The following is a 22,654-nucleotide window of genomic DNA, read 5'->3' as shown; positions in this document are numbered from 1 at the left end:
CACTCCTCATTTTGCTCCTTGCACTAATCGCTATTCGAATTAGCAGAGCGAGAGAATTGAACAGGAAGACGGGAAGGCGGGAAGGTTTTTGGGGATTTCGGTCGTGGCTATGACCCAACTGGAAACCTAACCAAAATCCTTCAGGTCTTCCCGTCTTCCCGTCTTCCTGTGAATTTCTTTAGTTCTGCTCGAGCAAACCGCGGAGTTTTGCGGGTGCAATTTTGTATTGGCGACGGCAATAGTCGCAGGCAATCTCCAGCACTTCGCCCTGTTCGATCAGGTGTTGCACGTCCGTGCGAGGCAACGTCGAGAGACCGAACAGAATGCGTTCTTCGCTACAATTGCACCCGAAGCCGTGGCCGGATTCGCCTACTTCGGTGTAAGGCATGCCGTAGAGCAGCTCGGAGAGAAGCGCACGTGGCTCGGCCATTTTCTTTTCGAGCAATGGTGTCATCGAGACGAAGTCTTTGAGCCGCTCGGTCATCAGCATGAGCGGGCCCTCACCGACGTCCGGCAAGAGCTGCACGATGTAACCTCCGGCGCACATCGAGTCGCCTTCGCCGTACGTGCCTACGGCAATCATGGAGACGACTTGTTCCGACGTCTGCATGTAGCTCATGAGCGCTCCGGAAATGCCACCGGATGCCGGCACCGCCACCACGCCTTGATGGAGCGATCCGTTGTAGAGACGGCGCGCCACCTGAAGACGGGCCTCGGCCCCCAAGTCGAACGAACTCGCCTTTGGCGCGAGTTGCACCAACCCGCGGGTCCACGGGCTCATGTCGGGGTTCGAGTCGGCCACCATGCGGCTCGTCTGATCAGCGGCCTGCAGAATGATCTGCACCCGCTGATCGGGCGACATGGTCTCGCGCACCAGGATGGAGCCGGTGATGAGGTCCGCAAAGAGCAACGCCAGGTCGCCCTGGGGTCGCTGGGCCTCGATGGCCGCACGCACGGTGCGGGAGCTCTCCACGGTGATCACGCGGAAGGCGCCGTCGTCGGTGATGGCTCGGAGGACACGGTCACCTCCGGCTTGGTTGGAGTCGGTGTGGGTCTTCGGATCGGGATCGGTCACGCCTCCTCATCATAGCAAACGGCCCCAAGGCCCGCGTGGCTGAAGAATTGTCCCGCAGCGGGCTCGTCGTCGCGCATTCGACCTAGCCAACCGCGTCATCCGGCTTTAGACTGAATGGCGATTCATTCATCACCATCCCGGAGCGTGACGTGTCGAAGCCCATTCCCGCCATCAACCGATACAAAGCCGACCTTCGTGAGCTCAATTTCTTGCTGTTCGAGCAGTTTCGGCTCGGAGAGATCCTGGGGCGCGGCCCCTATGAAGCATGGGGGGAAGACGAGGTTCGGACGTCACTGGCCGAATGCTACCGCTTCGTGAAGGAAGTGGTCGGCCCGCTCAATGCGACGGGCGACGTCAACGGCTGTCGCCTCGAAGGCGGCCGCGTCTTCGCCCCGCCGGGCTTCAAAGAGGCCTGGAAGCAACTGTATGCCGGCGGTTGGAAGCTGATTGGCGTCTCGCCGGAGTTCGGCGGCGCAGGCTCTCCGCACTCCGTGCAGGTCATCGTGGAGGAGTTCATCACCGGCGCCAACACGGCCTTCAGCATGTACGGCGGCCTGGCGCACGGCGCGGGTGAGGTCATCGAGATCTTCGGCACCCCCGAGCAGCGCGAGACATACGTCCGCCGCATGTACGACGGCACCTGGGGTGGCACCATGAACCTCACCGAGCCGCAGGCCGGGAGCGACGTGGGCGCGAGCACCACCACCGCCAAGCGCAACGCCGATGGCAGCTACACGATCCGCGGGACGAAGATCTTCATCTCCGGCGGCGATCACGATCTTGCCGACAACATCATCCACCTGGTTCTGGCCCGCGTGGAAGGCTCGCCGGCCGGCACCAAGGGCCTCACCCTCTTCATCGTGCCCAAGGTCCGCGTGAATGCGGACGGCAGCCTGGGCAAGCCCAACGACGTGAGCGTGGGCGCCATCGAGCACAAGATGGGCATCAACGGCTCGTCCACCTGCGTCCTCAACTACGGCGAGAACGACGGCTGCATCGGCTGGCCGGTGGGCGGCGACGAGAAGATCAATCAGGGCATGCCGCAGATGTTCCGCATGATGAACGGCGCCCGCATCGGCGTGGGCGTGCAAGCCATCGGCGTGGCGTCGACGGCGTACCTGAATGCGCTGGAGTACGCGAAGGATCGCAAGCAGGGCGCGTCCATCACGCATTGGAAGGACGCCACGGCGCCGCGCGTCTCCATCATCGAGCACGCGGACGTGCGACGCATGCTGCTCGACATGAAGGCGCGCGTGGAAGGCATCCGCGCCTTGGCGATCAAGCTCGCGCACCACACCGACCAGGTGCACGTCCTCGAGAACGAGGATCCGGAGAAGGCCGCCTACCACCAGGGCCAGGTCGACCTGCTCGTGCCGCTGGTCAAAGCCTACGGTTCGGACCAGGGTTTCCGCGTCTGCGAGACGGCCATTCAGACCTACGGCGGCGTGGGCTACACGCGCGACTTCCCCGTCGAGCAATACTGCCGCGACTCGAAGATCTTCAGCATCTACGAGGGAACGAACCACATTCAGGCGATGGACCTGGTGGGCCGCAAGCTCGGGCAGGCCGGCGGGGCGAACCTGCAGGCCTACCTCGGCGACATCGCGAAGTTCGTGGCGAAGAACAAGGACCACGAGGTGTTCGGCGACGAAGTGAAGCGCGTGGACGCCGCACAGCAGGCCCTCGCAGCCTCGGCGATGAAGCTTCTCACCTGGTTCCAGTCGGGCCAGATGGAGCTCGTGCCGCTCAACGCCAACCGGTTCCTGGAGATGATCAGCGAGCTGACCGTGTCGCAGCTGCTGCTCGAGGGCGCCATCATCGCCGACGAGAAGATCAAGTCCGTGTCGAAGGAGCATCCGGATTACGCCTTCTACGAGGGCAAGAAACACGCGGCGCTCTACTTCGCACGCACCGTGCTCCCGGGCGTGGAACTCAAAGCCAAGCTGATGCTCGACGAGGACCGCAGCGCCCTGGAAATCTCCGACGCGGCCTTCGCCACGGTGTAACGACTCCGGAGAATTCACAGGAAGGCGGGAAGTTTTTTTGGATTTCAATTTGGCCCAGTGTGGGCATTGAAAATCCCTAAAATCTTCCCGCCTTCCCGTCTTCCTGTTCAATTATCTCTTCTTCTTCGGGCCGGAGCGTGAGCTTCGGCTTTCGGGTTTTGTAGGCTTGGGTTCGGCGCGGTAGCAGGGCAAGCGGTGCTTGCGGTCGGAGGCGTAGATGACCGAGGTTTCGCAGTGCACGACTTGGGGGCGGGTGGCGACCCTTTCGAGAATGAGCTCGCGCAGGTGCTCGACGTTGCGCAATGCGACGTGGACCTGGAGATCGTTTACGCCGGTGACGTGGAAGACGGCGAGGGTCTCGGGTAGGCCGAGCATGTACTGGTAGAGGGCGCGGCACACCTCGCTGTTGTGCTTCACCAGGCGGATGGCGAGCAGCGCCTGCAGGCCGATGCCCAGCGCGGAGGTGTCGACGTCGGCGTGGTGGCCGCGGAGAATGCCCGCTTCGCTCAACGCGCGCACCCGGGTAAGGCAGCTGGACGGCGCCAAATCGACCTTTGCAGCCAGTTCTTTGTTCGAGAGCCGTGCATCGTTCTGCAAAGCGTCCAAAATTTCGAAGTCGATTCGGTCGAGCACCATGAAAGCCGATCCTTTCCGAAGCCTATTCGTTGGAAAACCCGTCCTCCGAATATCATAAGTATGTTGGCTTTTTGAGCCGAACAAAAATCGGAAAGTGAGGATTTAGTCCAAATGGATGCAGCCATGTCGAACCTGTACCAGCGCATCGTGGGATGGGAGCAGGGCGTACGGAGCGTGCCGGTCACACCGCGCATGTCGCGCAGCGAGATCCGCGAGGAGCTCGCCCCGTTGGACTTCTCGCGCCCGCGCGATCTCGGGGAGCTCGTGAACCGCGTGGCCGATCTGCTCGAGAAGGGCGCGGTGCATCCGAATCATCCGCGGTACTTCGGCCTGTTCAATCCGGGGGTGCGGCGCGCGGGCATCGTCGCCGATGCGCTGGCCGCCCTGTACAATCCGCAGGTGGCCGGCTGGTGGCATGCGCCGGCCGCGTGCGAAATCGAAGCGCACACCCTGGCGCATCTCGGGCGCAAAATAGGCCTCGATCCGTCCACGTCGTTTGCGACGTTCACCACGGGGGGCTCGGAGGCAAACCTCACGGGCGTGCTCTGCGGACTCGCGCACGCCTTTCCCGGATATGCAAAAGGCGGTGTGGCCGCGGCGGGGAAGGCGCCGGTGTTCTACGGCTCGGACCAAGCGCACGACTCGTTCGTCAAGATTGCGCGCACCACCGGCCTAGGGGAAAACGCCTTTCGCCGGGTGCGCAGCGATGCTCGTCAGAGGCTCGACGTCGACGATCTGGTTGCGCAGATCGCCCGCGATCGCGCCGACGGGAAATCCCCCTTTCTGGTGGTGGCCACGGTGGGCACGACCGCGACGGGGGCCATCGATCCGGTGGCCGCGCTCGCGGCGCTCTGCAAAGCCGAAGGCCTGTGGCTCCATGCCGATGCGGCATGGGGAGGGCTCGCCCTGCTTTCGGAGACACGGCGTGCGCACGTCGCCGACCTCGCCCTCGCCGACTCGATCACCTGGGATGCCCACAAGACATTCCCCGTGCCCATGGGCGCGGGCATGTTCTTCGCGCGCACCCAGTCCCCGAGCGAGGCGGTCTTCTCCGTACACACGGCATACGTGCCCGACGCCGAACCGGGAACCATCGACCTTTACCAACGGACCATCCAATGGTCGCGCCGGTTCATCGGTCTCAAGATTTTCCTCACGCTCGCAGAACTCGGCGATGCCGGCATGACGAAGCTCGTCGAGCATCAAATGCGCATGGGCGTGCACCTGCGCGAGGCGCTCGCCGGCGCCGGCTTTCGGCTGACCAACGATTCGCCGTTGCCCATCGCCTGTTTCACGCGCGACGGCAACGGCTTGAAACCCGCCGAGATCGCGCGGCGCATGGCCGCCGAAGGTCATGCATGGCTGTCCGAGGTGCGCTTGGGCACGGGGGCCCATTGGCTGCGGGCCTGTATTACGCACCACGACACGGGGCCGGAGGACATTCGCCAACTGGTTGCGGCGGTGCAAAACATTACAACCATGTAAGTTATTACAACCATGTAAGGTTCGCGCGATCCGGCGTAAATCACGCATCTCGAGCGTACTCTGGCGGCGCCATGGCGCTCCACCCGTGTCACAGATGGCCTTTGGCGCTTCTGCTCACCACGTCGGTCCTCTGGTTTGCGTGCTCCAAGAAGGAGACGACGTCGACGGTGACGGACCATCCTCCGCAAGAGCCGAAGGCCTCCGCGGAGCCGCCTCCGCCCGCGGTGCCCCCTCCCCCGGAGCCTGTGCGGCCAAGGATCGCCTTCGTCGGCCAAAAGCGTTGCGCCGAGTGCCACGCCAAAGAGAACACCGCCTTTTCGCACGACTGGCATGCGCGCGCCCTTTCGCGCGCCACGCCTTCGTACGTGGTCGGCCGCTTTGGCAACTTGCATTTCAAAGGCAGCTCCAGCGAGGCGTGGATGCTTCGCGAAAAGAATTATCAAGTACGAACCACCGGCGCGGACGGCGCGCTCACCAGCTTTTCCGTCGATTGGGTGCTCGGCGGAAAGCGCATGCAAGACCCCGTCACCGTTTTCCCCGATGGGCGATGGCAGGTGCTGCCGGTTTATTACCACGTGACCGGCAAGGGCGAATGGGTCGACTACACTGAGAACAAACAGGGGTCTCTCTCACCGGATCACCCCTTTTTCTGGGCCAATTTCCGCCGCATGGCCAATCGCGAATGCCTCGATTGCCACGTCACCGGCATGGATGCCCGCTACGAGCGCGCCTCACACCAATGGCGCACCGAGATGGCCGACCCTGGGGTCACCTGCGAGAGCTGCCATGGCCCCGGAGGCAAACACGCCGAGTCGCTCGATCCCGATGACATCGTGCGCCCGCACAAGGTGTCGCCCGAGACGGCTCTGGGCATTTGTGCGCAATGCCATGGTCCGCGCAATCCGCTTTATCCCGTGCTCGATGCCGAGCACCATTTCGTCGCGGGGCAAGCTTACGAGGAGCACTTTCAGCCGCTCGGGTACGTCGATGGAAAGCAGCATTCGGGCGACTTCTTCGCCGATGGGCGCCCCAAGACGTCGAGCTTCGAGTACCAGGCGCTCCTTCAATCGCGCTGCCACTCCAAGGGCAAGGCCACCTGCCTCACCTGCCATACGGCTCCGCATGAAAAGCACGACGCCGATGAAATGAAAATCCCCAGCGCCGCCGTCGCGAAGGATGCTCCCTCGAAGACCGATGCGAGCGCGTGCAAAGGTTGCCACGAGAACATTTTTGCATCGGCCAAAGCCCATTCGCACCACACGGCACCGGCGGCGCAGAGTTGCGTCGCGTGCCACATGCCCAAGGTCGTCGCGGGTGTGCTCGACACCTTCGCGGATCATTCCATCGACGTGCCCGCGCCGGAGAACACGACGAAACACGGTATTCCCAACGCGTGCAACGCCTGCCATCAGCACGAGAAGGAAACGCCGGAGGCCATGGCCAGCGCCATCGCCTCGTGGTGGCCGCAGGCCTCCACACGCACGCAGCGGCGCGTTCGCATTGCCGACGCCTTCGACGAGAACACCAAGGCCCAGAGCCTCGCCGCGCTCAAGGCCGTGATGGCCGACGACACCGAAGCGGCCATCGTGCGCGGCGCCGCGGCACAGCTTCTCGCCGAGCGGTTTCCGAAAGAGGCCCACGCCATCGTGCCGCTCTTGCGCGCGACCGATCCGCTCTTGCGCACGCGTGCGGTGCAGGCGCTCGGCATGGCCGAGACGAAGAACTCCGCCGACGACGTGGCGCGCCTCTCGCGCGATCCATCGCCCTTCGTGCGCGAGGCCAGCGCCCTGGTGCTCGCGCAGTTCGGCGACGGGCGCGCGGAGTCGAACCTGCGCGCGCTCACCAGCGCCGCACCGGCGAACGCGTTGCCGCGTCCACACGCCATCCTGGGATTTGCGCTGTCGAAACGCGGTCAACTCGACGACGCGATCAAAGAGTTGGAACGCGCGGTGGACATTCAACCGTACTTCGTCGACGCGCTCGTGGTGCTCGCCGATCTCTACGCGAAGCAAAACCGACTCGACCAGACACGCGCACGCCTCGAGGAAGCGCTTCGGTTCGACGCGCAAAATCCCGCAGTAAAACAGCGGCTTCGCGTGCTGTCAGGCGGGGCTCCCTGAAATTTTCTAATGACCGGCAGAAAAAAGGGTGAACGCAGCTGTCGAGTGAATGTACCCGTTCTCGAGTCTCCGTCGTGCATGGAAGGCGGCAGCGGGACGAAACCGGCGAGGCCGGCGAGGGACACGGTCAGGAAACGAGAGTCGCCATCACCTTTGGCGATCCTCGCACGCAAGGACGGACGAGGGCGCCGGGCTCGCCGGACTGTCCCGCTGCCGCCGCTTGAATGCAAGGGACTCGCAAGACCGGGACAATTCCTCGAATGTTGCGTTAGCATCGGCGCCACGATGAGCCTTCCCCAACACCCTCGAGCGGTCGTCACAGGCGGCGGCGGCGGCCTCGGTCGCGCGCTCTGCATCGAATTGGCCAAGCGCGGCGCGCGCATCCTCGTCGCCGACGTGCGCAAAGACACCGCGGAAGAAACCGCGATTTTGGCCCGCGATGCCGGCGCCCGGGACGTCTTCGCCATGGGCGTCGACGTCGCCAAGTCCGACGAGGTCGAGAAGCTCGCGGCCGAAGCCGAATCGCGCTTTGGCGGAACCGACTTGCTCGTGAACAACGCCGGCGTCGCCACCGCCGGCATCACCGGCGAAGTGCCGCTCACCGATTGGGAGTGGATCGTGGGCATCAATTTGTGGGGCGTCGTCTACGGCTGCCACCACTTCGTGCCGAAGATGAAAGAGCGCCGCGCCGGCCACATTCTCAACGTCGCCTCCGCCGCGGGGCTCCTCTGCGCACCGCAAATGGGCCCGTACAACGTGACCAAGGCCGCGGTGGTCGCCCTCTCCGAGACGCTCTACGCCGAGCTCGGGCCGCTCGATATCGGCGTCACCGTGCTCTGTCCGATGTTCTTCAAGACCGGCATCATCGAGAATTCACGCCTCTCGAATCAGCAAGATCGCGCCCTCGGCCAACGCCTCCTCGACCGCGAAAAGCTCAGCGCCGAAGACGTCGCGCGCAAGGCCCTCGAGTCCGTCGAAAAGAAGCACCTCTACGCCGTGCCCATGGCCAACGGCCGCTGGCTCTGGCGCATGAAGCGCACCGCCCCGGAGACCTTCCACTGGGCCTCGGGCGGTATCCTCACCAAGGTGAAACAGCGCTTCTCCCGCGTCACCAAGTAGGAGAGAAATTCACATGAAGGCGGGAAGGCGGGAAGGTTTTTTTGGGATTTCAATCCGCCAGCGGGCGAACTGAAAACCCCAAAAAAGCGTTCCGTGCTGTCAGTGCCGTAAGTCCTTCCCGTCTTCCCGTCTTCCTGTTCAATCTCTCCCTCTCACAAAAACCGCGCCGCGTGCTCGCCGAGGAGGTTGGCGAGGGTCTTCAAGGCGACGGCTTTCAGCTCGGCGCTCGAGACGTCGCGGTGATCGATCCAGTCGAGGGCGATGGCCTCGACGAACCCGATCCAACCGCGGAGGGCGGAGCGCATCACCGGGGTCTCGCGCACGCCCTGGGGGAGCTCCGCGAGGATCACCTTGAGGATGTGCGTGCGCGTCAGCTCGACGATCTTCAAAATCTCGGGATCGCTGCCGATGCCGCCGCGCAGGAGCGCCGAATACCCGGACGCGTGCTCCTCGACGTAGCGGAAGTGTCCCTCGAGTCCGAGATTCAACCGCTCGAGCGGCGTCCCCGCCTCCTCCACCGTGGCCGCGAGAAACTCGGATGCGGCGGCCTGCATCGTGGCGATGTAGAAGTCGCGCTTCGTGGGGAAGTAATGAAAAATGAGCGCGCGTGAAACGCCGGCGGCGCGCGCAATTTCGTCGAGGGAAACCTCGTCGTAGGGCTGCGCCGAAAAGGCCGCGAGGCCCAATGCCACGAGCTGCTCGCGCCGCTCGTCGACGCTCATGCGCTCGCGAGGACGCGCGGCCTTCGACTCGCGTTTTCCCTTTGCGGGACGCGAGCGGGCCCCCCCTTTCGATGCTGCCCCCACGGCTCCACCGGAGCCGGCCGAGCCGGCAGAACCTGCGGAACCAGCAGAAATACCCGTTTTCATAGAGCTTTCCTACGCGTTATTGACTCCATGTCAACAGACCGTACACTCGTGGACATGGGTCAGCATGTCACCGTTGCAATCATTGGCACTGGTTTTTCGGGCTTGTGCATGGCCATCAAGCTCAAAGAAGCGGGGATCGACGATTTCGTGCTGCTCGAACGCGCCGGCGCCATCGGCGGAACCTGGCGCGACAACACATACCCCGGTTGCGCCTGCGATGTGCCCTCGCACTTGTACTCGCTCTCGTTCGAGCCGAGCGCCAGCTGGTCGCGTGCTTACGCCCCGCAGTCGGAGATCCGCGCCTACCTCGAGCGATGCTTCGATAAGTACCACGTCCGTCCGCACGTTCGTTTCCACGCCAAGGTCGTGAGCGCCGAGTTCGAAGACGAGCGGTGGCGCATCCGAATCGAGGGCGGCGAAGACCTCACCGCCGACATCCTCGTGAGCGGCGTCGGTGGGCTCAGCAACCCGGCATACCCCAAACTGCGCGGGCGGGAGCGCTTCCGCGGCGAACAGTTCCACTCCGCCCTGTGGAATCACGACTACGACTTGACCGGCAAGCGCGTCGCGGTCATCGGCACCGGCGCCAGCGCCATCCAGTTCATTCCGGAGATCCAGCCCAAGGTCGGCCAGCTCACGCTCTTCCAGCGGACCGCGCCCTGGATCATCCGCCGGGACGATCGAGCGTTTCATCCGGTGGAGAAGTTCCTCTTCGAGAAGGTGCCGGCCGTCCGCTGGCTCTATCGCCAAAAGATTTACTGGCAGCACGAGTGGCGCGCCTTCGGCTTCACCATCTACCCGCCGATGTTGAAAGCCGCGGCGCTCATGGGCAAGGCGAACATTCGCCGCAGCATCAAGAACCCGGAGTTGCGCAAGAAGGTCACCCCCAACTACACCCCTGGTTGCAAGCGCATTCTCAAGTCGGACGATTACTACCAGTCGCTCGACAAGCCAAACGTCGAGGTGCTCACCACCGGCATCGCCGAGGTGAAGGAGCACTCCATCGTTACCGACGACGGCCGCGAAGTCCCGGTGGACGCCATCATCTACGGCACCGGATTCGCCGTCCACGAGTACATCGGCCCGGTCCAAATCCGCGGGCGCGACGGTGCCGACCTGGCCACCGCCTGGAAAGATGGAGCGGAAGCTTACTTGGGCACCACCATTTCAGGCTTCCCCAATTTATTCATGCTGACGGGGCCCAATACCGGCTTGGGCCACAACTCGATGGTCTATATGATCGAGTCCCAGGTGCACTACGTCATGGAGTGCATCAAACTGATGCGAGAGCGCTCTCTTTCCTTCGTCGACGTTCGTGAAGATTTGCAGAAGCAATACAACGAGAGCCTCCAGAATCGACTCAAGGGATCCGTCTGGAGCACGGGATGCGCAAGCTGGTACCTGAACGAGCAGGGCAAAAATACGACTCTCTGGCCGAGTTTCACCTTCGCGTTCCGCGCCCGCACCCGCCGCTTCGTGCCCGCCGATTACGAGCTCGGCAAGAGCAAGCTGCACATCGTCAAACCGAAGCCGAAAGAGCGGGCCACCGCCAAGTTGAACGGGCGGGCCAATCCCGCTTAACCCCTCTTCGACTCGCGGGGGGCTTCGCGGCACTGGTTCTCGCCGCCGGCTGCGATCGCAGCAAGGTGCACGAGCCGGGGCCGACGCAGCAGGTCGCATCGGCCGCCGCATCGACCCACGCCGCCCCGGCGAACGCGGCGCCGAAACCGCTTTCGGCCCGCATCACGCGGGAGACGCCGGCGCGCATCGTGGCCATTGGCGATCTCCACGGCGACTTGGACAAGGCGCGTCGCGTGCTGCGCCTTGCCGGTGCCATCGATGCGAACGACGTGTGGATCGGCGGAAAGCTGACCATCGTTCAAACCGGTGACGAGATCGACCGCGGGGACGACGACCGAAAGATCCTCGACTTGGTCGAGAAGCTCAAAGGCGATGCGAAGAAGACCGGGGGCGAATTCATCGCGCTGGTGGGCAATCACGAGCTCATGAACGCGGTGTTCGATTTCCGCTACGTCACCCCGGGCGCGTTTCGCGCGTTCGCCGACGTCACGGCGGGCGATCCGAACACGGCGGCCTTCCTCTCGCAGCTCGATCCGAGTGCGCGCGGACGTGCCGCGGCGTTTGCCCCCGGCGGGCGCTACGCGGCCATGCTCGCGGACCGCCCGCTATTCGTGAAGGTCGGCGACAGCGTGTTCGTGCACGGCGGCATCCTGCCGAAGCACGTGGCTTACGGGCTCGACAAGATGAACGACGAAGTGAGCGCGTGGCTTCTGGCGAAGAAAGAACGCCCACCGCAAGTGGTGGTCGCCGACGACGGGCCGGTGTGGACGCGCGCGTACTCCACGCCCGGCGAAGAGCGATGCACCACCCTGGAGGAAGCCCTCCAGGGTATCGGCGCCAAGCGGATGATCATGGGCCACACCGTCCAGAACGGCGGCATCACCGAAGCGTGCAGCCGCAAAGCGTGGCGCATCGATGTGGGGCTATCGCACTATTACGGAGGGCCGGTCCAGGCCCTCGAGATCAAGGGCGATACGATCACGCCTCTCAAGGAACCAGGTTGAGCACCGGCATCTGATTCAGGGCGCCGAGGGCACGCAGCCTCTGCGATCCATTCGACACGGGCTGACCGGTCATGCCGCCCCAGATGACGGGCGGCGTGGGGGCCGAATCTTTCGGCGCCGTGGACGATTCCGGGCCAATCGACACCGTCGAGATCTCTCCATGGGAGAAGGTCCACGCGCCGGGGCCACCGGAAACGCGAAGCTCCGCGCAACGGAGATCGATGCGCGCCATGCCATCGTTTCCACCGCCTGAAAGATCGACGCCGACGGCGCTCATGCCCACGACGACTTTGGGCCGTTCGCAATGGGCACTGTAGGCGTCGAATTTCGTCGACCCGTGAGCGCTCCCGGTGTCGTACGGCTCGCCCGTCCACACCACGCGGTATTGAAACCCTGCGTCGACACTTTCCCGCTGAAGCCCGATGGGCGCGCAGCGGATCAGCACCGACTCCGTATAACTGATGGAATCGGTGCCCACGGATCCGACGACGGCACCGCCAGGATTGCACGGGGACCGGAAGTAGCTATCGGCCGTATCGGGAACACCGAGCATGGTGCCTGGGGCGGACGGCTCGAAGGTCAGCGCGCCTTTGCAGATTCCGTCGAGTACATCGCTGCAATTCGGACAGCCTTCGTCGACGACGCCATTTCGATTGTCGTCTTCGCCGTTGCAGATCTCGTTGGGAACGGGGCCGCTCTCGGATCCGCCGTCACCTGGGATCGGAGGATTCCCAGAGTCGCCGCCCGAACCGAAACCTCCCGATTCGAGTCCGCAGGCCACGATGAAAACCGGCAATGCGATGCCTAGGACCGTGGCGCTGGCCACGGCGGTGCATTTCCAACCCCGCAGGGTACGGCTCATGCGAAGGTTACTTGCCATGCTCGTCGATCATCTTCAAGGCGTGCTCGTTGCTCGTGTTTCGATTGTCCTCTTTGCGCTGGTCGCTTCGACAACAGGATGCAACTCACCGCGTGCCACATCGGCCCCTTCGGAGGACGCCGCAGCACCTTCGTTGTCGAGCGTACAGCCGGCGGAGACGCTCGAACAGCGTGCTGCGCGCGTTCACAAGGAAGCCATCATCATCGATGGCCACAACGACATCACGATGCTGATGCTCGCCCACGACATCGACCTGGCCGATCCTGAAGCCAAAAACAAGGTCGTCGCGCTGCAGACGGATCTACCGCGCATGAAGGCCGGCGGCATCACCGGCGAGTTTTTCTCGATTTACGTGGAGCACACGCTCGCAGAGAAGCCGACGTCCCTCGGTGGAGGGCCCGCGCGGCGCGCCCTCGACATGATCGACCGCGTCTACCAACAGGCCGAGCGCCATCCCGAGTCGCTTCTCATGGCCACGCGCGCGGAAGACGTTCGCAAGGCAAAGCGGGAGGGCAAGGTCGCGTGCCTCATGGGCATCGAGGGTGGACACGCCATCGAGAACTCGCTCAGCACACTGCGTGAGTTCCACCGGCTCGGGGTGCGTTACATGACGCTGACGCACACCAACACGAACGATTGGGCCGACTCCGCGGGCATCAATGCCGCCGCCGCAACGCGGCACCATGGCCTGAGCCCCTTCGGCGAAAAGGTGGTGCGCGAGATGCAGCGCATTGGCATGTTCGTCGACATTTCCCACGTGTCCGACGAGACAGCCGAGCACGTGCTGAAGATCGCGAAGGCCCCGGTCATCGCTTCGCACTCGTCGACGCGAAGCATCGCGCCACACCGGCGCAATCTGAGCGACGACCTGTTGAAGGCCCTCGCCAAGAACGGCGGGGTGGCCATGATCAATTTCTATTCGGGATTTCTCGATACCAAGTTCGGTGAGGCGGAAGAAGCTTACGCCGAGCGGCACAAGAAGGAGCTCGCCGAGCTTCGGGAGCGCGCCAAGACGGATCCCGTGGGGGCGCGGGAGGCGCGAGCACGCCTTCGGGCGAGCGATCCGCTTCCGAGCGTGCCCTTTTCGGTCCTCATCGATCACATCGAGCACGTCATCGCCGTGGCGGGCATCGATCATGTGGGGCTGGGTTCGGACTTCGATGGCGTCGGCGCGATGCCCGAGGGCATGGAGGGCATCGACAGCCTGCCGAAGATTACTTTGGAGCTTCTGCGGCGTGGTCACAGCGACGAGGACGTGCTCAAGGTCCTGGGCGGCAACTTCATGCGGGCCTTCGAGGCCATCGAGGCTTACGCCAAATCGACGAACACGACCCTGTCCGGCAACGGCGATACGACCTTGATCGAATCGACGATGCCGGACGCTGGTACGGGGCCGATGAACTGAGGAGCCTATTTGCCGCTGAAACGCGCGGTGCGGCGCTCGATGAAGGACATGAGGCCTTCGCGGGCGTCCTCGGTGGCCATGAGGCGGATGATCTCGGGGATGAGTTCGCGGACAGCGGCCTCTTCATCGATGGAGCGACGGGCCGATTCGAGGGTGGCTTTGACACCGAGCGGCGCCTGCGCGGCAATGGTCTCCGCGATGGCGAGGGCCCGCTCGAGCGGGTGCCCTTCGCGCACCACCTCCTGCACGAGACCGATGCGCAACGCCTCGTCGGCGCCGAACTCGTCGCCGGTGAGGAGCCAACGCATCGCATTGCCCCACCCTGCCGTGTGCACGAGCCGGAAGGTGGCCCCGCCAAAGGGGTAGATGCCGCGCTTGATCTCGATTTGCGCAAAGCGCGTATCCGCAGCCGCGACCACGATGTCTTGGGCGAGGCATAGCTCGATGCCCAACGTGAGGCATCGTCCATGCACGGCAATGACGGTGGGCTTGGTGCGGCGCGTCCCATGGATCCCCCAGGGGTCGATGGCGCCATCGCCCAAGACGATCTTCCCCTCGGTCACGTGCGGCGCCACATTGGCCAAATCGAGGCCCGCGGTGAAGTGATCCCCATGCGCGAAAACCACGCCAACGCGCAACTCGGGATCCTCTTCGAGCACGCCGAAGGCGTCGCCCAACTGGCGAAGCATGTCGACGTCGAACGCATTCATCTTCTTGGGCCGGTCGAGCCCAATGAGAAGCACATGCCCTCGCTTCTCGGTGGTGATCTTCCGCTCGGTCGTCGCACCCGCCTCGGATTTGTTCTCGCTCATGCCGCAAGATCTACCACCGTCCACGCGGAGCACGAGCGCGAGACTTGGCTCAAGGACATCCGACACCCGCGTCGGTCGAACGACTCGTTGTCGCCAATGCCCAATACCGGTGTGGCGTAAATCGCAGCAGAGGAAGAGACCTTCGCGCCACAAAGTTTTCCGGGACTTGCAATTACCGTCGAGAAACTTTGGACATGACGATGGGCGCAGGTCATGTGTTCGGCACGTGTACCTACATAAGATTCACTTCATCGATTTCGACATTGTTCCGGGCCCCATCGAAGCCGTTTGATATGTGCATACTGCATGAAAAATATTTCATGCAATTAATCCAAACATCGCCATAATCGCCGCCGCCCACACCTGAAGGCCGGCGCGGTCCGATGAGAAGTGGATCGCAACGGCGCGCGAAATCGAACCCCGTAGACATGAATTTGCGGGGGAAAGGACATCCACGATGGATCAACGAACGACTTTCGTCCGCAGCGCTTCTCTCGTTGTTTCGCTCCTCGCGATGATGAGTGTGGGGTGCGCCGCGGAATCCGATGCATCCGATGCAAGGAGCGACACGGATTCGGAGATCGGAGCGACCTCGCAAGCCGTGGTCGGTGGAACGCGGGCCGCCAAAGGAGAGTTTCCCTGGATGGTGCGCCTGTCGATGGGATGTGGTGGCGCGCTCTACACGAATCAAATCGTGCTGACGGCGGCGCACTGCGTCGGTGGTACGGGCAACAACACCAGCATCACCGCGACGGTCGGCGTCATCGATTTGCAAGATACGTCGGCCACGAAGATCAAGTCGAAGTACGTCTACCGGTCGCCAACCTACAATACGGCGACGGGCGGCGACTGGGCCCTCATCAAGTTGCAATCCCCCGTTCCCAACGCGGTGACCTTGCCCATCGCCACCACGACGGCCTACGACAGCGGCACGTTCGGGGTCGCCGGATGGGGCGCGGCGAGCGAGGGTGGCAGCCAGCAGCGCTATCTGCTCAAGGCCTCGGTTCCCTTCATCAGCGATTCGCAATGCGCATCGGCGGGAGGGAGCTACTCCGATTTGATCCCCAGCGCCGAAATCTGCGCCGGCAACTGGGACAAGGGCGGCATCGACACCTGCCAAGGTGATTCCGGCGGCCCGATGTTCAACAAGGACGAAAACGGCAACTGGGTCGAAATCGGCATCGTGAGCTGGGGCGAAGGCTGCGCCCGCGCCAAAGCGCCCGGCGTCTACACGCAAGTGAGCACCTTCGCCGCCAAAATCGCCGAAGCCGCCACCAGCATCGCCAACAAGTAACTCTCCGCCGAAGAGGGAGAGAACAGGAAGACGGGAAGACGGGAAGGTTTGAGATTAGGGATTGTGATTGGGCAAACTGCGATGAGCGGATGCCCTCTCAGACCTTCCCGTCTTCCCGTCTTCCTGTGAATTTTCTTCTAGCTTTGCCTATGGCTGGCTTGCCGGATCCGAGGGGTCCGTGGCGGCGTCTTGTTCGTCGCCGTCCCAGGTGCCGTCGCTGTCGCGATCGAGGCCGATGCGGATGCCCGAGCCGGGCGGAACGCAGGTGTACGTCACCGCTTGACCGCCCGAGGTCGCAGCGCGGCGAAGCAGTTTCTCGTCCACCGGCGGAAGGCCACGGTGGTTCGTCGTGAATTGCCCATTTCCCAAATAGAGAAAGCCGGACTCGGACCGGCCGAGGTGCGTGCGGGCCACGAGATCGCAATCGTGCGCATCGGCGCGTGCCAGCAAAAGATCGATGCGCGGTGACGCCGAGGCTTTGTTGCGCGCCGTGAGGGTCACTTGCTGGCCGACAATCGGCTTCAGGTTCGAATCGAAGGCCAGCTGAAACGATTCCAGTTGCCGCCGTGTGCGGTCGCCTTCGGGCCCCGTGGGCATCCCCTCGGGATTGCCCGGTCCGCGGGTGAACGCCGTGAGGCTCACGAAACGAAACACCGAGTCGAACGAGCCATCGTGGCTAAAGCCAAAGCCGCGCACTTGGTCGCCTAGGAACTCGTTGTTCCCCGGATTGATGAACGGCGCCTCGGCCATGCCGAACATGCCCACCTTCTGGTACTGATTGCGCAGGTGCGGAATCTTGAGCACCTGCGTGATGCAGTCGAAGGACGACTCCCCGGCCGTGCCGAAAAACCCGGGTGCGCTCGAACCGGGGTTGCCCTGTGGATCCAGCTTGTGGCACGCCACGCAATTGAACTCGCCCTTGAGCGAGGGCGGCCCGAAGAAGAAATCGCGACCCGCCTTTTGATCCGCGGTGAGCGAATCGTCCAGAGCCCGAATCGGGTTGGGCGGGTACGTCACCTGCAGGATGAAGTCGGTGAAGGATTGCATGTCCGCATCGGGAATGGGCTCGCTGCGGCCTACCAGATCTGCGAAGGCCGGATTGAACTTGAGGAACCCGGCATTCTCGTCGAAGGACCCGCTGTCCGGCTGCGCCGACGGTGTGTCGTTGCCGCCCGTACGATCGCCGCGCCAGTGCATCGGGCCATGATTCGCCATGCCGCGCAGACTCTGCGTCGTCATCGGCCCCTTCATGGGGTGGAAGTTCGGATCCACCGTGGTGGGTGGCCCCACGAACGGCCCGGGGTTGTTCACCACTGGGTTGTCCGGATTGCCCAGATCCCAGGCGAGGCTGTCGAAATCGCCGAACACATGGCAGCTTGCACACGCCGAGTCACCGTGCGCCGACGAAAAGCGCGCATCGTAGAGGAACTTGCGCCCGCGCACGACGGCGAGCGGCTCCGGATTGTACATCGGCACGTGCGCGATCTCCCGACGCGACGCGGGATCCAAAATGGATATCGCGTTGTCGAAGCGGGTGAGCACGTAAAGGTGCTGCCGGGCGTCGTCGAGCACGAGCCCCGTCGGGCCGCCGCCGCTCACTGGGATCTGATCGCCCTCGTTCGGCACGAAGCTGTCGCTCTCCAGCTCCGCGGTGCGAAAGATACCGACCTTGCTCGAGCCCAGCGCCGAGACATAGAGCAACCTTCCGTCCGCGCTCACCGCCATGCTCTGCGGAAACGCCAGGCTCTTCTCGGTTTCGGCATTGGGCACGGGCGCACAACAGGTGCCATAGTCGATATGCTTGTTCAAATGGCGCGGGGTGACGGTGCCCATGCCAAGTACGGTGATGCGGCTCTCGTGCAGGTGCCCGCGCACGCTGCTTCCGGAGAAGTTGCCCGCGCCCTCGAAACGGACCTCGTTGAACGCTTCCGTGTTCGACACGTACACTTTGCCGCTCACCGGGTTCACCGCCATGTTGAATAGGACGGTGCCCACTCCGGCAAAGGCCCCCGGGCGCAACACCGGTGGGTTGGCCGTGGCGTCGATGGCGAAGACGTCTTTGTCCGGCAAGGAAAACCGAACCGCGGAATCCCAACTTCGTCCCAGCTCGTCCACCCAATTCGCGCCATTGTGGCGCACGATGAGCCCCACCTCCGGCTGCACGATGCCCTGGAAGTTCGTATTGGGCGCGGGAAGCCCGCCATTGGCCTCGCCGCCGTTGGGAATGAATCCCTCGTTGATGGTCTGTGTCTTGTTTCCCGAGTGGAACCCCGCGGCGTAGACGGTGGTGCCGTCCGTGCTCACGGCGAGGGCGCGCGGGGTATCGGTGAAGAGATTCAAAATTGCCTGCGGCGTCCCTCCCAGCGTGTCGCCGGGGCGGTTTGCGTCGAAGACCCAAACGTCGGCGCGCCCGACGCCCTGCGTGGAAAGCTGCGGATCGTACGGTGCATTCTGCCCGCGGTGCGCGGTGGTGATGAAGGCTTTCGCCCTTCCGCGGCCGGCAAATACGATATCGCGCGGCTCGTCGCCCACGTGGAGCGTGCGCACGACGCGGCCATGCCCCGGATCATCGAACGAGACGATGCTGACGCTGTCGGACAAATGGTTGACGACCCAAACCTCGTTTTCGGAACGTACTGCGACGGCGACGGGTTCGAGCCCCGTGGGCACCGAACTGCGATGAACGAGGGTATTCGAGCGAACCTCGAATACCTCCAGGCGATTGTCTGGCGTATTCGTCGCAAAGAGCAGACGCCCGCTCGGAGACAATGCCAATGGCCGAACTTGACCGGATTCGAAGGTGGTAAAGCCGGAACTGCCGCTGCCGAAAGAAGCATCCGCATTGGCGGATCCCGCAAAAGAAGAGCCCACGAAAAGGGCCAGCGAACTGACGACGGATCGACGCAAAAAGGACCGGGCGTGGCCAGGACACACCATGAGCACCTCCTCTTTCATGTCTAAGCTTTGCCTAGATGGCAGATCGCCGTTTGGCCTTTGTCGCTAAAAGCCAATACCAACGCAGAATTCCAACGTTACCATGATCGCACCGTGTGCAAGCACGAGCGTTTGCACACGGCGCAATTTGAGTACGTGCGTCGCGGTGCGCTGTCACCGCGTGTAGGGAGAGAAAGGGGTTAGGGGATAGGGTTTAGGGTTTAGGGGAGAAAAGAGCCTCCCCTGCCACTACTCCGCCGAGGAGAACTCTGCGCCACCTTCGGTGTCGGCCGAAGGCGCCTCTTCATCCGAGGCGGGCTTCTTCGACGAGCGCGAAACCCATTCGCGCAGCTGTTCGACCAACACGTAGAGCGTCGGAATGAAGAAGATGTTCAACACGGTCGATAGCGCCATGCCGCCGAAAACGGCCGTGCCGAGCGAACGACGGCTCGCCGCGCCCGCGCCGCTCGCCACCAACAGCGGGACGAGGCCGAGGAGGAATGCGATGGATGTCATCAGGATCGGCCGGAGACGCGTCTCGGATGCCTGAATCGCCGCCTGCACAATCGGCATGCCTTTATCACGCAACTCTTTGGCAAATTCGACGATGAGGATCGCATTCTTGCTGGCGAGGCCGATCATCATGACCAATCCGACCTGGCAGAACACGTCGTTGGCGTAACCCCGGGACCATTGGCCCAAAAGAGCGCCGAGCAGACCAACCGGGACACCCAAGATGATGATGAGCGGCAATACGAAGCTCTCGTACTGTGCCGACAGCACCAGGAACACGAACACCAGGCCCAGGCCGAAGATGATGAACGTCTGCCCGCCCGATTGAAGCTCCTCACGCGAGAGGCCCGACCACTCGAATGCCATCCCCGGCGGCAGCTCGCGCTTGGCCACTTCGCCCATCGCGGCCATCGCCTCGCCCGAGGTCTTGCCCGGCGCCGGAGCACCGGAGATCTCCACCGAGCGAAACAGGTTGTAGTGGGTGATCGTCTGCGCGCTCGTCGTCTGCTTGACGTGAATGAGGTTGCCGAGCGGGATCATCTGCCCCGTCTCGGAGCGAACGTAATACGACTCGATGTCGCGGGGCTTGGAGCGCTTCTCCGCCTCGGCCTGCACGTAAACGCGGTAGGTGCGCGTGCCGAAGACGAAGTCGTTGACGTACTGCGACCCCATGTAAATCTGGAGCGTCGAGAAAAGCTCGTCGAGCGAAACGTCGAGCGCCTTGGCCTTCTCGCGATCGACCTCCACCAGAAGCTGCGGATCGTTCGCGGTGAAGGACGAAAACACCGAGGCGAGCCGCGGATCCTTGTTCGCCGCGTCCACCAGCTTGTTCATCGACGCGGCCAGATCGTCGACGCTCGGATTGCCCGATTGATCCTCCACCTCGAATTGGAATCCGCCGAAGCCACCCACGCCATCGATGGCCGGCGGCGCGAAGGGGAAGGCCATGGCCTCACCAATACCCATCAAGGGTTCGCGCAATCGGTCGATGACCGCGGACAAATGGTGCTCCTTGCCCGGGCGGTGATCCCAATCGTGCAAGTTGCAGAACGCGACGCCGCGGTTCGGGGCACCGCCGCCGATGACCGACCATCCCGCAATGGAGAAGCAGCCGATGATCTCGGGCGCCTTCGCGGTGATGGCGTCGACCTTGTCGAGCGCGGCGCGGGTCGTCGAGGTGCTTCCACCCTCGGGCGCGACCACGGCGATGATGAACCAGCCTTGATCTTCCTCGGGGACGAATCCGCTGGGCACCTTCTGGTAGACCCACCCGGTGAACGCGGTAAGCCCCAAGAACGCGGCCAACGCGATGAACCGGTGGCGCAGCACGCGCCTGAGCATGGCCCCATAGACGCCGCGCACGGCGTCGAGCACGCGATCGAAGGCGCGGAAGCCGGCCCATTTCGATCCATGATGGCCTTTGAGAAGGCGCGCAGACAGTGCCGGCGTCAACGTAATGGCATTGAAGGCCGAGAGCGCGATGCTGAAGGCGATGGTCAGCGAGAACTGCTGATAGATCTTTCCCGTCGTGCCGGGGAAGAACGACACCGGGATGAACACGGCAATGAGCACCAGCGACGTGGCGATGACCGCGGAGGTCACCTCCTTCATGCCGCGCGAGGCGGCCGCCATGCCTTTGAGCCCGTGCTCCTCGGTCACGCGCGAGATGTTCTCGATGACCACGATGGCATCGTCGACCACCAGGCCCGTGGCCAGGGTGAGGCCGAACATGGTGAGCGTGTTGATCGAAAAGCCGAACAGCTTGACGAAGATGAACGTGCCCACCAGCGAAACCGGAATGGTGATCGCCGGAATCAAGGTGGCGCGCCACCCGTGCAAGAAGACGAAGATGGTCGCGATGACCAGCAGAATCGCCTCGAACAAGGTGATGAGCACCTCGTGGATCGAGGCGCTCACCGGCGCCGTCGAGTCGAAGATGATCTCGCGCTCCAGGCCCGGCGGGAACGCCTGGGCCAAGCGCGCGATTTCTTTTTCGACCAGCTCTTTGACCTCGAGGGCATTGGCACCGGGCAGCTGGGTGATGCCCAGTCCGACGGTTTTGTGCCCCTTCCAGCTGGAGAGCGAATTGTAGTCCTCCGACCCGAGCTCGACCCGCCCGATGTCGCGCACGCGCACCAAGGTGCCGTCGGGTTGCGACTTCACGATGACGCTCGCGAAGTCGTCCGCCTCCACGAGGCGTCCGAGGGCGCGCACGGAGAATTGATAATTGAGATTCTCCGGCGCCGGCTGGGCACCAATCGATCCCGCCGCCACGCGGAAGTTCTGCTCGCGCAGGGCCGTCACGACCTGGCTCGGGCTGATGCCGCGGGATGCGAGCTTCGCCGGATCGAGCCACACGCGCATGGAGAAGCGACGCTCGCCGAAGATCTCGACGTCGGATACGCCGGGAATGCGCTTGAGCACCGTCTTCATGTAGACGTCGGCGTAGTTGCTCATGAACTGCTCGGTGTACCGATCGTCCTTGGTGAAGAGCGCGACGCCTTCGACGAAGGTACCGCTGGACTTCGAGATCACCACGCCGAGCGTGCGCACGTCGACCGGGAGAAGGCCGAGTGCGGTGTTGACCCGGTTCTGCACGTCGACGGCCGCGAGGTCGATGTCACGCGTCGGGGAGAACGTGATGCTGATCTGGCTCGAACCGTCGTTGCCCGAGGTGGACGTGATGTACTGCGCACCGGGCACGCCGTTGATCTGCTGCTCGAGCGGAATGGTGACCGAAGCCTCCACCTCCGCCGCGCTCGCGCCGATGTAGTTCGCCGACACGTTGACCTGCGGCAGCGCGATATTTGGATATTGCGCAATGGGCAGTCCGGGGATGACCACCGAGCCGGAAAGCACGATGATCATCGCGCAGACCATGGCGAACACGACCCGCCGAATGAAGAAATCGACCATGTTGG

15 protein-coding genes are annotated in these 22,654 nt (G+C 63.4%); 8 read left to right on the top strand and 7 right to left on the bottom strand.

The window, feature by feature from the left end:
- Positions 1 to 178 precede the first annotated feature (178 nt).
- A complete protein-coding gene (locus tag LVJ94_10535) occupies positions 179 to 1,075 on the bottom strand; it encodes an Hsp33 family molecular chaperone HslO (GenBank protein WXB07667.1) in 897 nt (298 codons plus the stop codon).
- A gap of 149 nt (positions 1,076 to 1,224) precedes the next feature.
- Between LVJ94_10535 and LVJ94_10530 the strand changes: the two genes are divergently transcribed.
- Entirely contained in the window at positions 1,225 to 3,081 is a 1,857-nt protein-coding gene (locus LVJ94_10530; GenBank protein ID WXB07666.1) for an acyl-CoA dehydrogenase, read from the top strand.
- A gap of 111 nt (positions 3,082 to 3,192) precedes the next feature.
- Here LVJ94_10530 and LVJ94_10525 read toward each other — a convergent pair whose 3' ends face one another.
- Positions 3,193 to 3,717, bottom strand: a complete 525-nt coding sequence (locus LVJ94_10525; protein ID WXB07665.1) for an Lrp/AsnC family transcriptional regulator — start codon at positions 3,715 to 3,717, stop codon at positions 3,193 to 3,195.
- Between the two features lie 123 nt (positions 3,718 to 3,840).
- On the opposite strand from LVJ94_10525, the gene LVJ94_10520 reads away from it, so the two are divergent.
- The 3 genes from LVJ94_10520 to LVJ94_10510 all read left to right on the top strand — a co-directional run bounded on the left by LVJ94_10520 (position 3,841) and on the right by LVJ94_10510 (position 8,441).
- Positions 3,841 to 5,202, top strand: coding sequence for a pyridoxal-dependent decarboxylase (locus LVJ94_10520; GenBank protein WXB07664.1), 1,362 nt, complete (start codon positions 3,841 to 3,843; stop codon positions 5,200 to 5,202).
- 71 nt (positions 5,203 to 5,273) lie between these two features.
- Positions 5,274 to 7,322, top strand: a complete 2,049-nt coding sequence (locus tag LVJ94_10515) for a tetratricopeptide repeat protein (GenBank protein WXB07663.1) — start codon at positions 5,274 to 5,276, stop codon at positions 7,320 to 7,322.
- Positions 7,323 to 7,607: 285 nt separating this feature from the next.
- On the top strand, positions 7,608 to 8,441 hold the full coding sequence (locus LVJ94_10510; protein WXB07662.1) for an SDR family NAD(P)-dependent oxidoreductase: 834 nt from the start codon (positions 7,608 to 7,610) through the stop codon (positions 8,439 to 8,441).
- Positions 8,442 to 8,593: 152 nt separating this feature from the next.
- Here LVJ94_10510 and LVJ94_10505 read toward each other — a convergent pair whose 3' ends face one another.
- Positions 8,594 to 9,163 carry a TetR/AcrR family transcriptional regulator gene (locus tag LVJ94_10505; GenBank protein WXB07661.1) on the bottom strand — a complete coding sequence of 190 codons (570 nt, stop codon included), beginning with the start codon at positions 9,161 to 9,163 and terminating at the stop codon, positions 8,594 to 8,596.
- Between the two features lie 174 nt (positions 9,164 to 9,337).
- On the opposite strand from LVJ94_10505, the gene LVJ94_10500 reads away from it, so the two are divergent.
- Positions 9,338 to 10,891 carry an NAD(P)/FAD-dependent oxidoreductase gene (locus LVJ94_10500; protein WXB07660.1) on the top strand — a complete coding sequence of 518 codons (1,554 nt, stop codon included), beginning with the start codon at positions 9,338 to 9,340 and terminating at the stop codon, positions 10,889 to 10,891.
- Positions 10,892 to 10,956: 65 nt separating this feature from the next.
- Entirely contained in the window at positions 10,957 to 11,895 is a 939-nt protein-coding gene (locus LVJ94_10495; protein WXB07659.1) for a metallophosphoesterase, read from the top strand.
- Here the strand turns inward: LVJ94_10495 and LVJ94_10490 are convergent.
- Positions 11,879 to 12,757, bottom strand: coding sequence for a hypothetical protein (locus tag LVJ94_10490; GenBank protein WXB07658.1), 879 nt, complete (start codon positions 12,755 to 12,757; stop codon positions 11,879 to 11,881). The two genes, LVJ94_10495 and LVJ94_10490, sit on opposite strands and share 17 nt — an antisense overlap.
- On the opposite strand from LVJ94_10490, the gene LVJ94_10485 reads away from it, so the two are divergent.
- Complete coding sequence (locus LVJ94_10485) at positions 12,756 to 14,180, top strand: dipeptidase (protein WXB07657.1); 1,425 nt, start codon at positions 12,756 to 12,758, stop codon at positions 14,178 to 14,180. The genes LVJ94_10490 and LVJ94_10485 overlap by 2 nt on opposite strands.
- A 5-nt stretch (positions 14,181 to 14,185) precedes the next feature.
- On the opposite strand, the gene LVJ94_10480 is transcribed toward LVJ94_10485, so the two are convergent.
- Positions 14,186 to 14,992, bottom strand: coding sequence for a crotonase/enoyl-CoA hydratase family protein (locus LVJ94_10480; GenBank protein ID WXB07656.1), 807 nt, complete (start codon positions 14,990 to 14,992; stop codon positions 14,186 to 14,188).
- Between the two features lie 457 nt (positions 14,993 to 15,449).
- On the opposite strand from LVJ94_10480, the gene LVJ94_10475 reads away from it, so the two are divergent.
- A complete protein-coding gene (locus LVJ94_10475) occupies positions 15,450 to 16,286 on the top strand; it encodes a serine protease (GenBank protein ID WXB07655.1) in 837 nt (278 codons plus the stop codon).
- A gap of 147 nt (positions 16,287 to 16,433) precedes the next feature.
- On the opposite strand, the gene LVJ94_10470 is transcribed toward LVJ94_10475, so the two are convergent.
- Together LVJ94_10470 and LVJ94_10465 are read right to left on the bottom strand one after the other, a co-directional pair.
- Positions 16,434 to 19,241 carry a hypothetical protein gene (locus LVJ94_10470; GenBank protein WXB07654.1) on the bottom strand — a complete coding sequence of 936 codons (2,808 nt, stop codon included), beginning with the start codon at positions 19,239 to 19,241 and terminating at the stop codon, positions 16,434 to 16,436.
- Between the two features lie 228 nt (positions 19,242 to 19,469).
- Positions 19,470 to 22,649 (bottom strand): multidrug efflux RND transporter permease subunit, encoded by a 3,180-nt coding sequence (locus LVJ94_10465; GenBank protein ID WXB07653.1) that lies wholly within the window; start codon positions 22,647 to 22,649, stop codon positions 19,470 to 19,472.
- Between the last annotated feature and the right edge of the window lie 5 nt (positions 22,650 to 22,654).

It is taken from the genome of Sorangiineae bacterium MSr11367 (genome assembly GCA_037157805.1).
Classification (GTDB): Bacteria; Myxococcota_A; Polyangia; order Polyangiales; family Polyangiaceae; genus Pendulispora; species Pendulispora rubella.
Note: the sequence above shows the minus strand (reverse complement) of the source record. Positions and strands in the feature narration are given on the sequence as shown.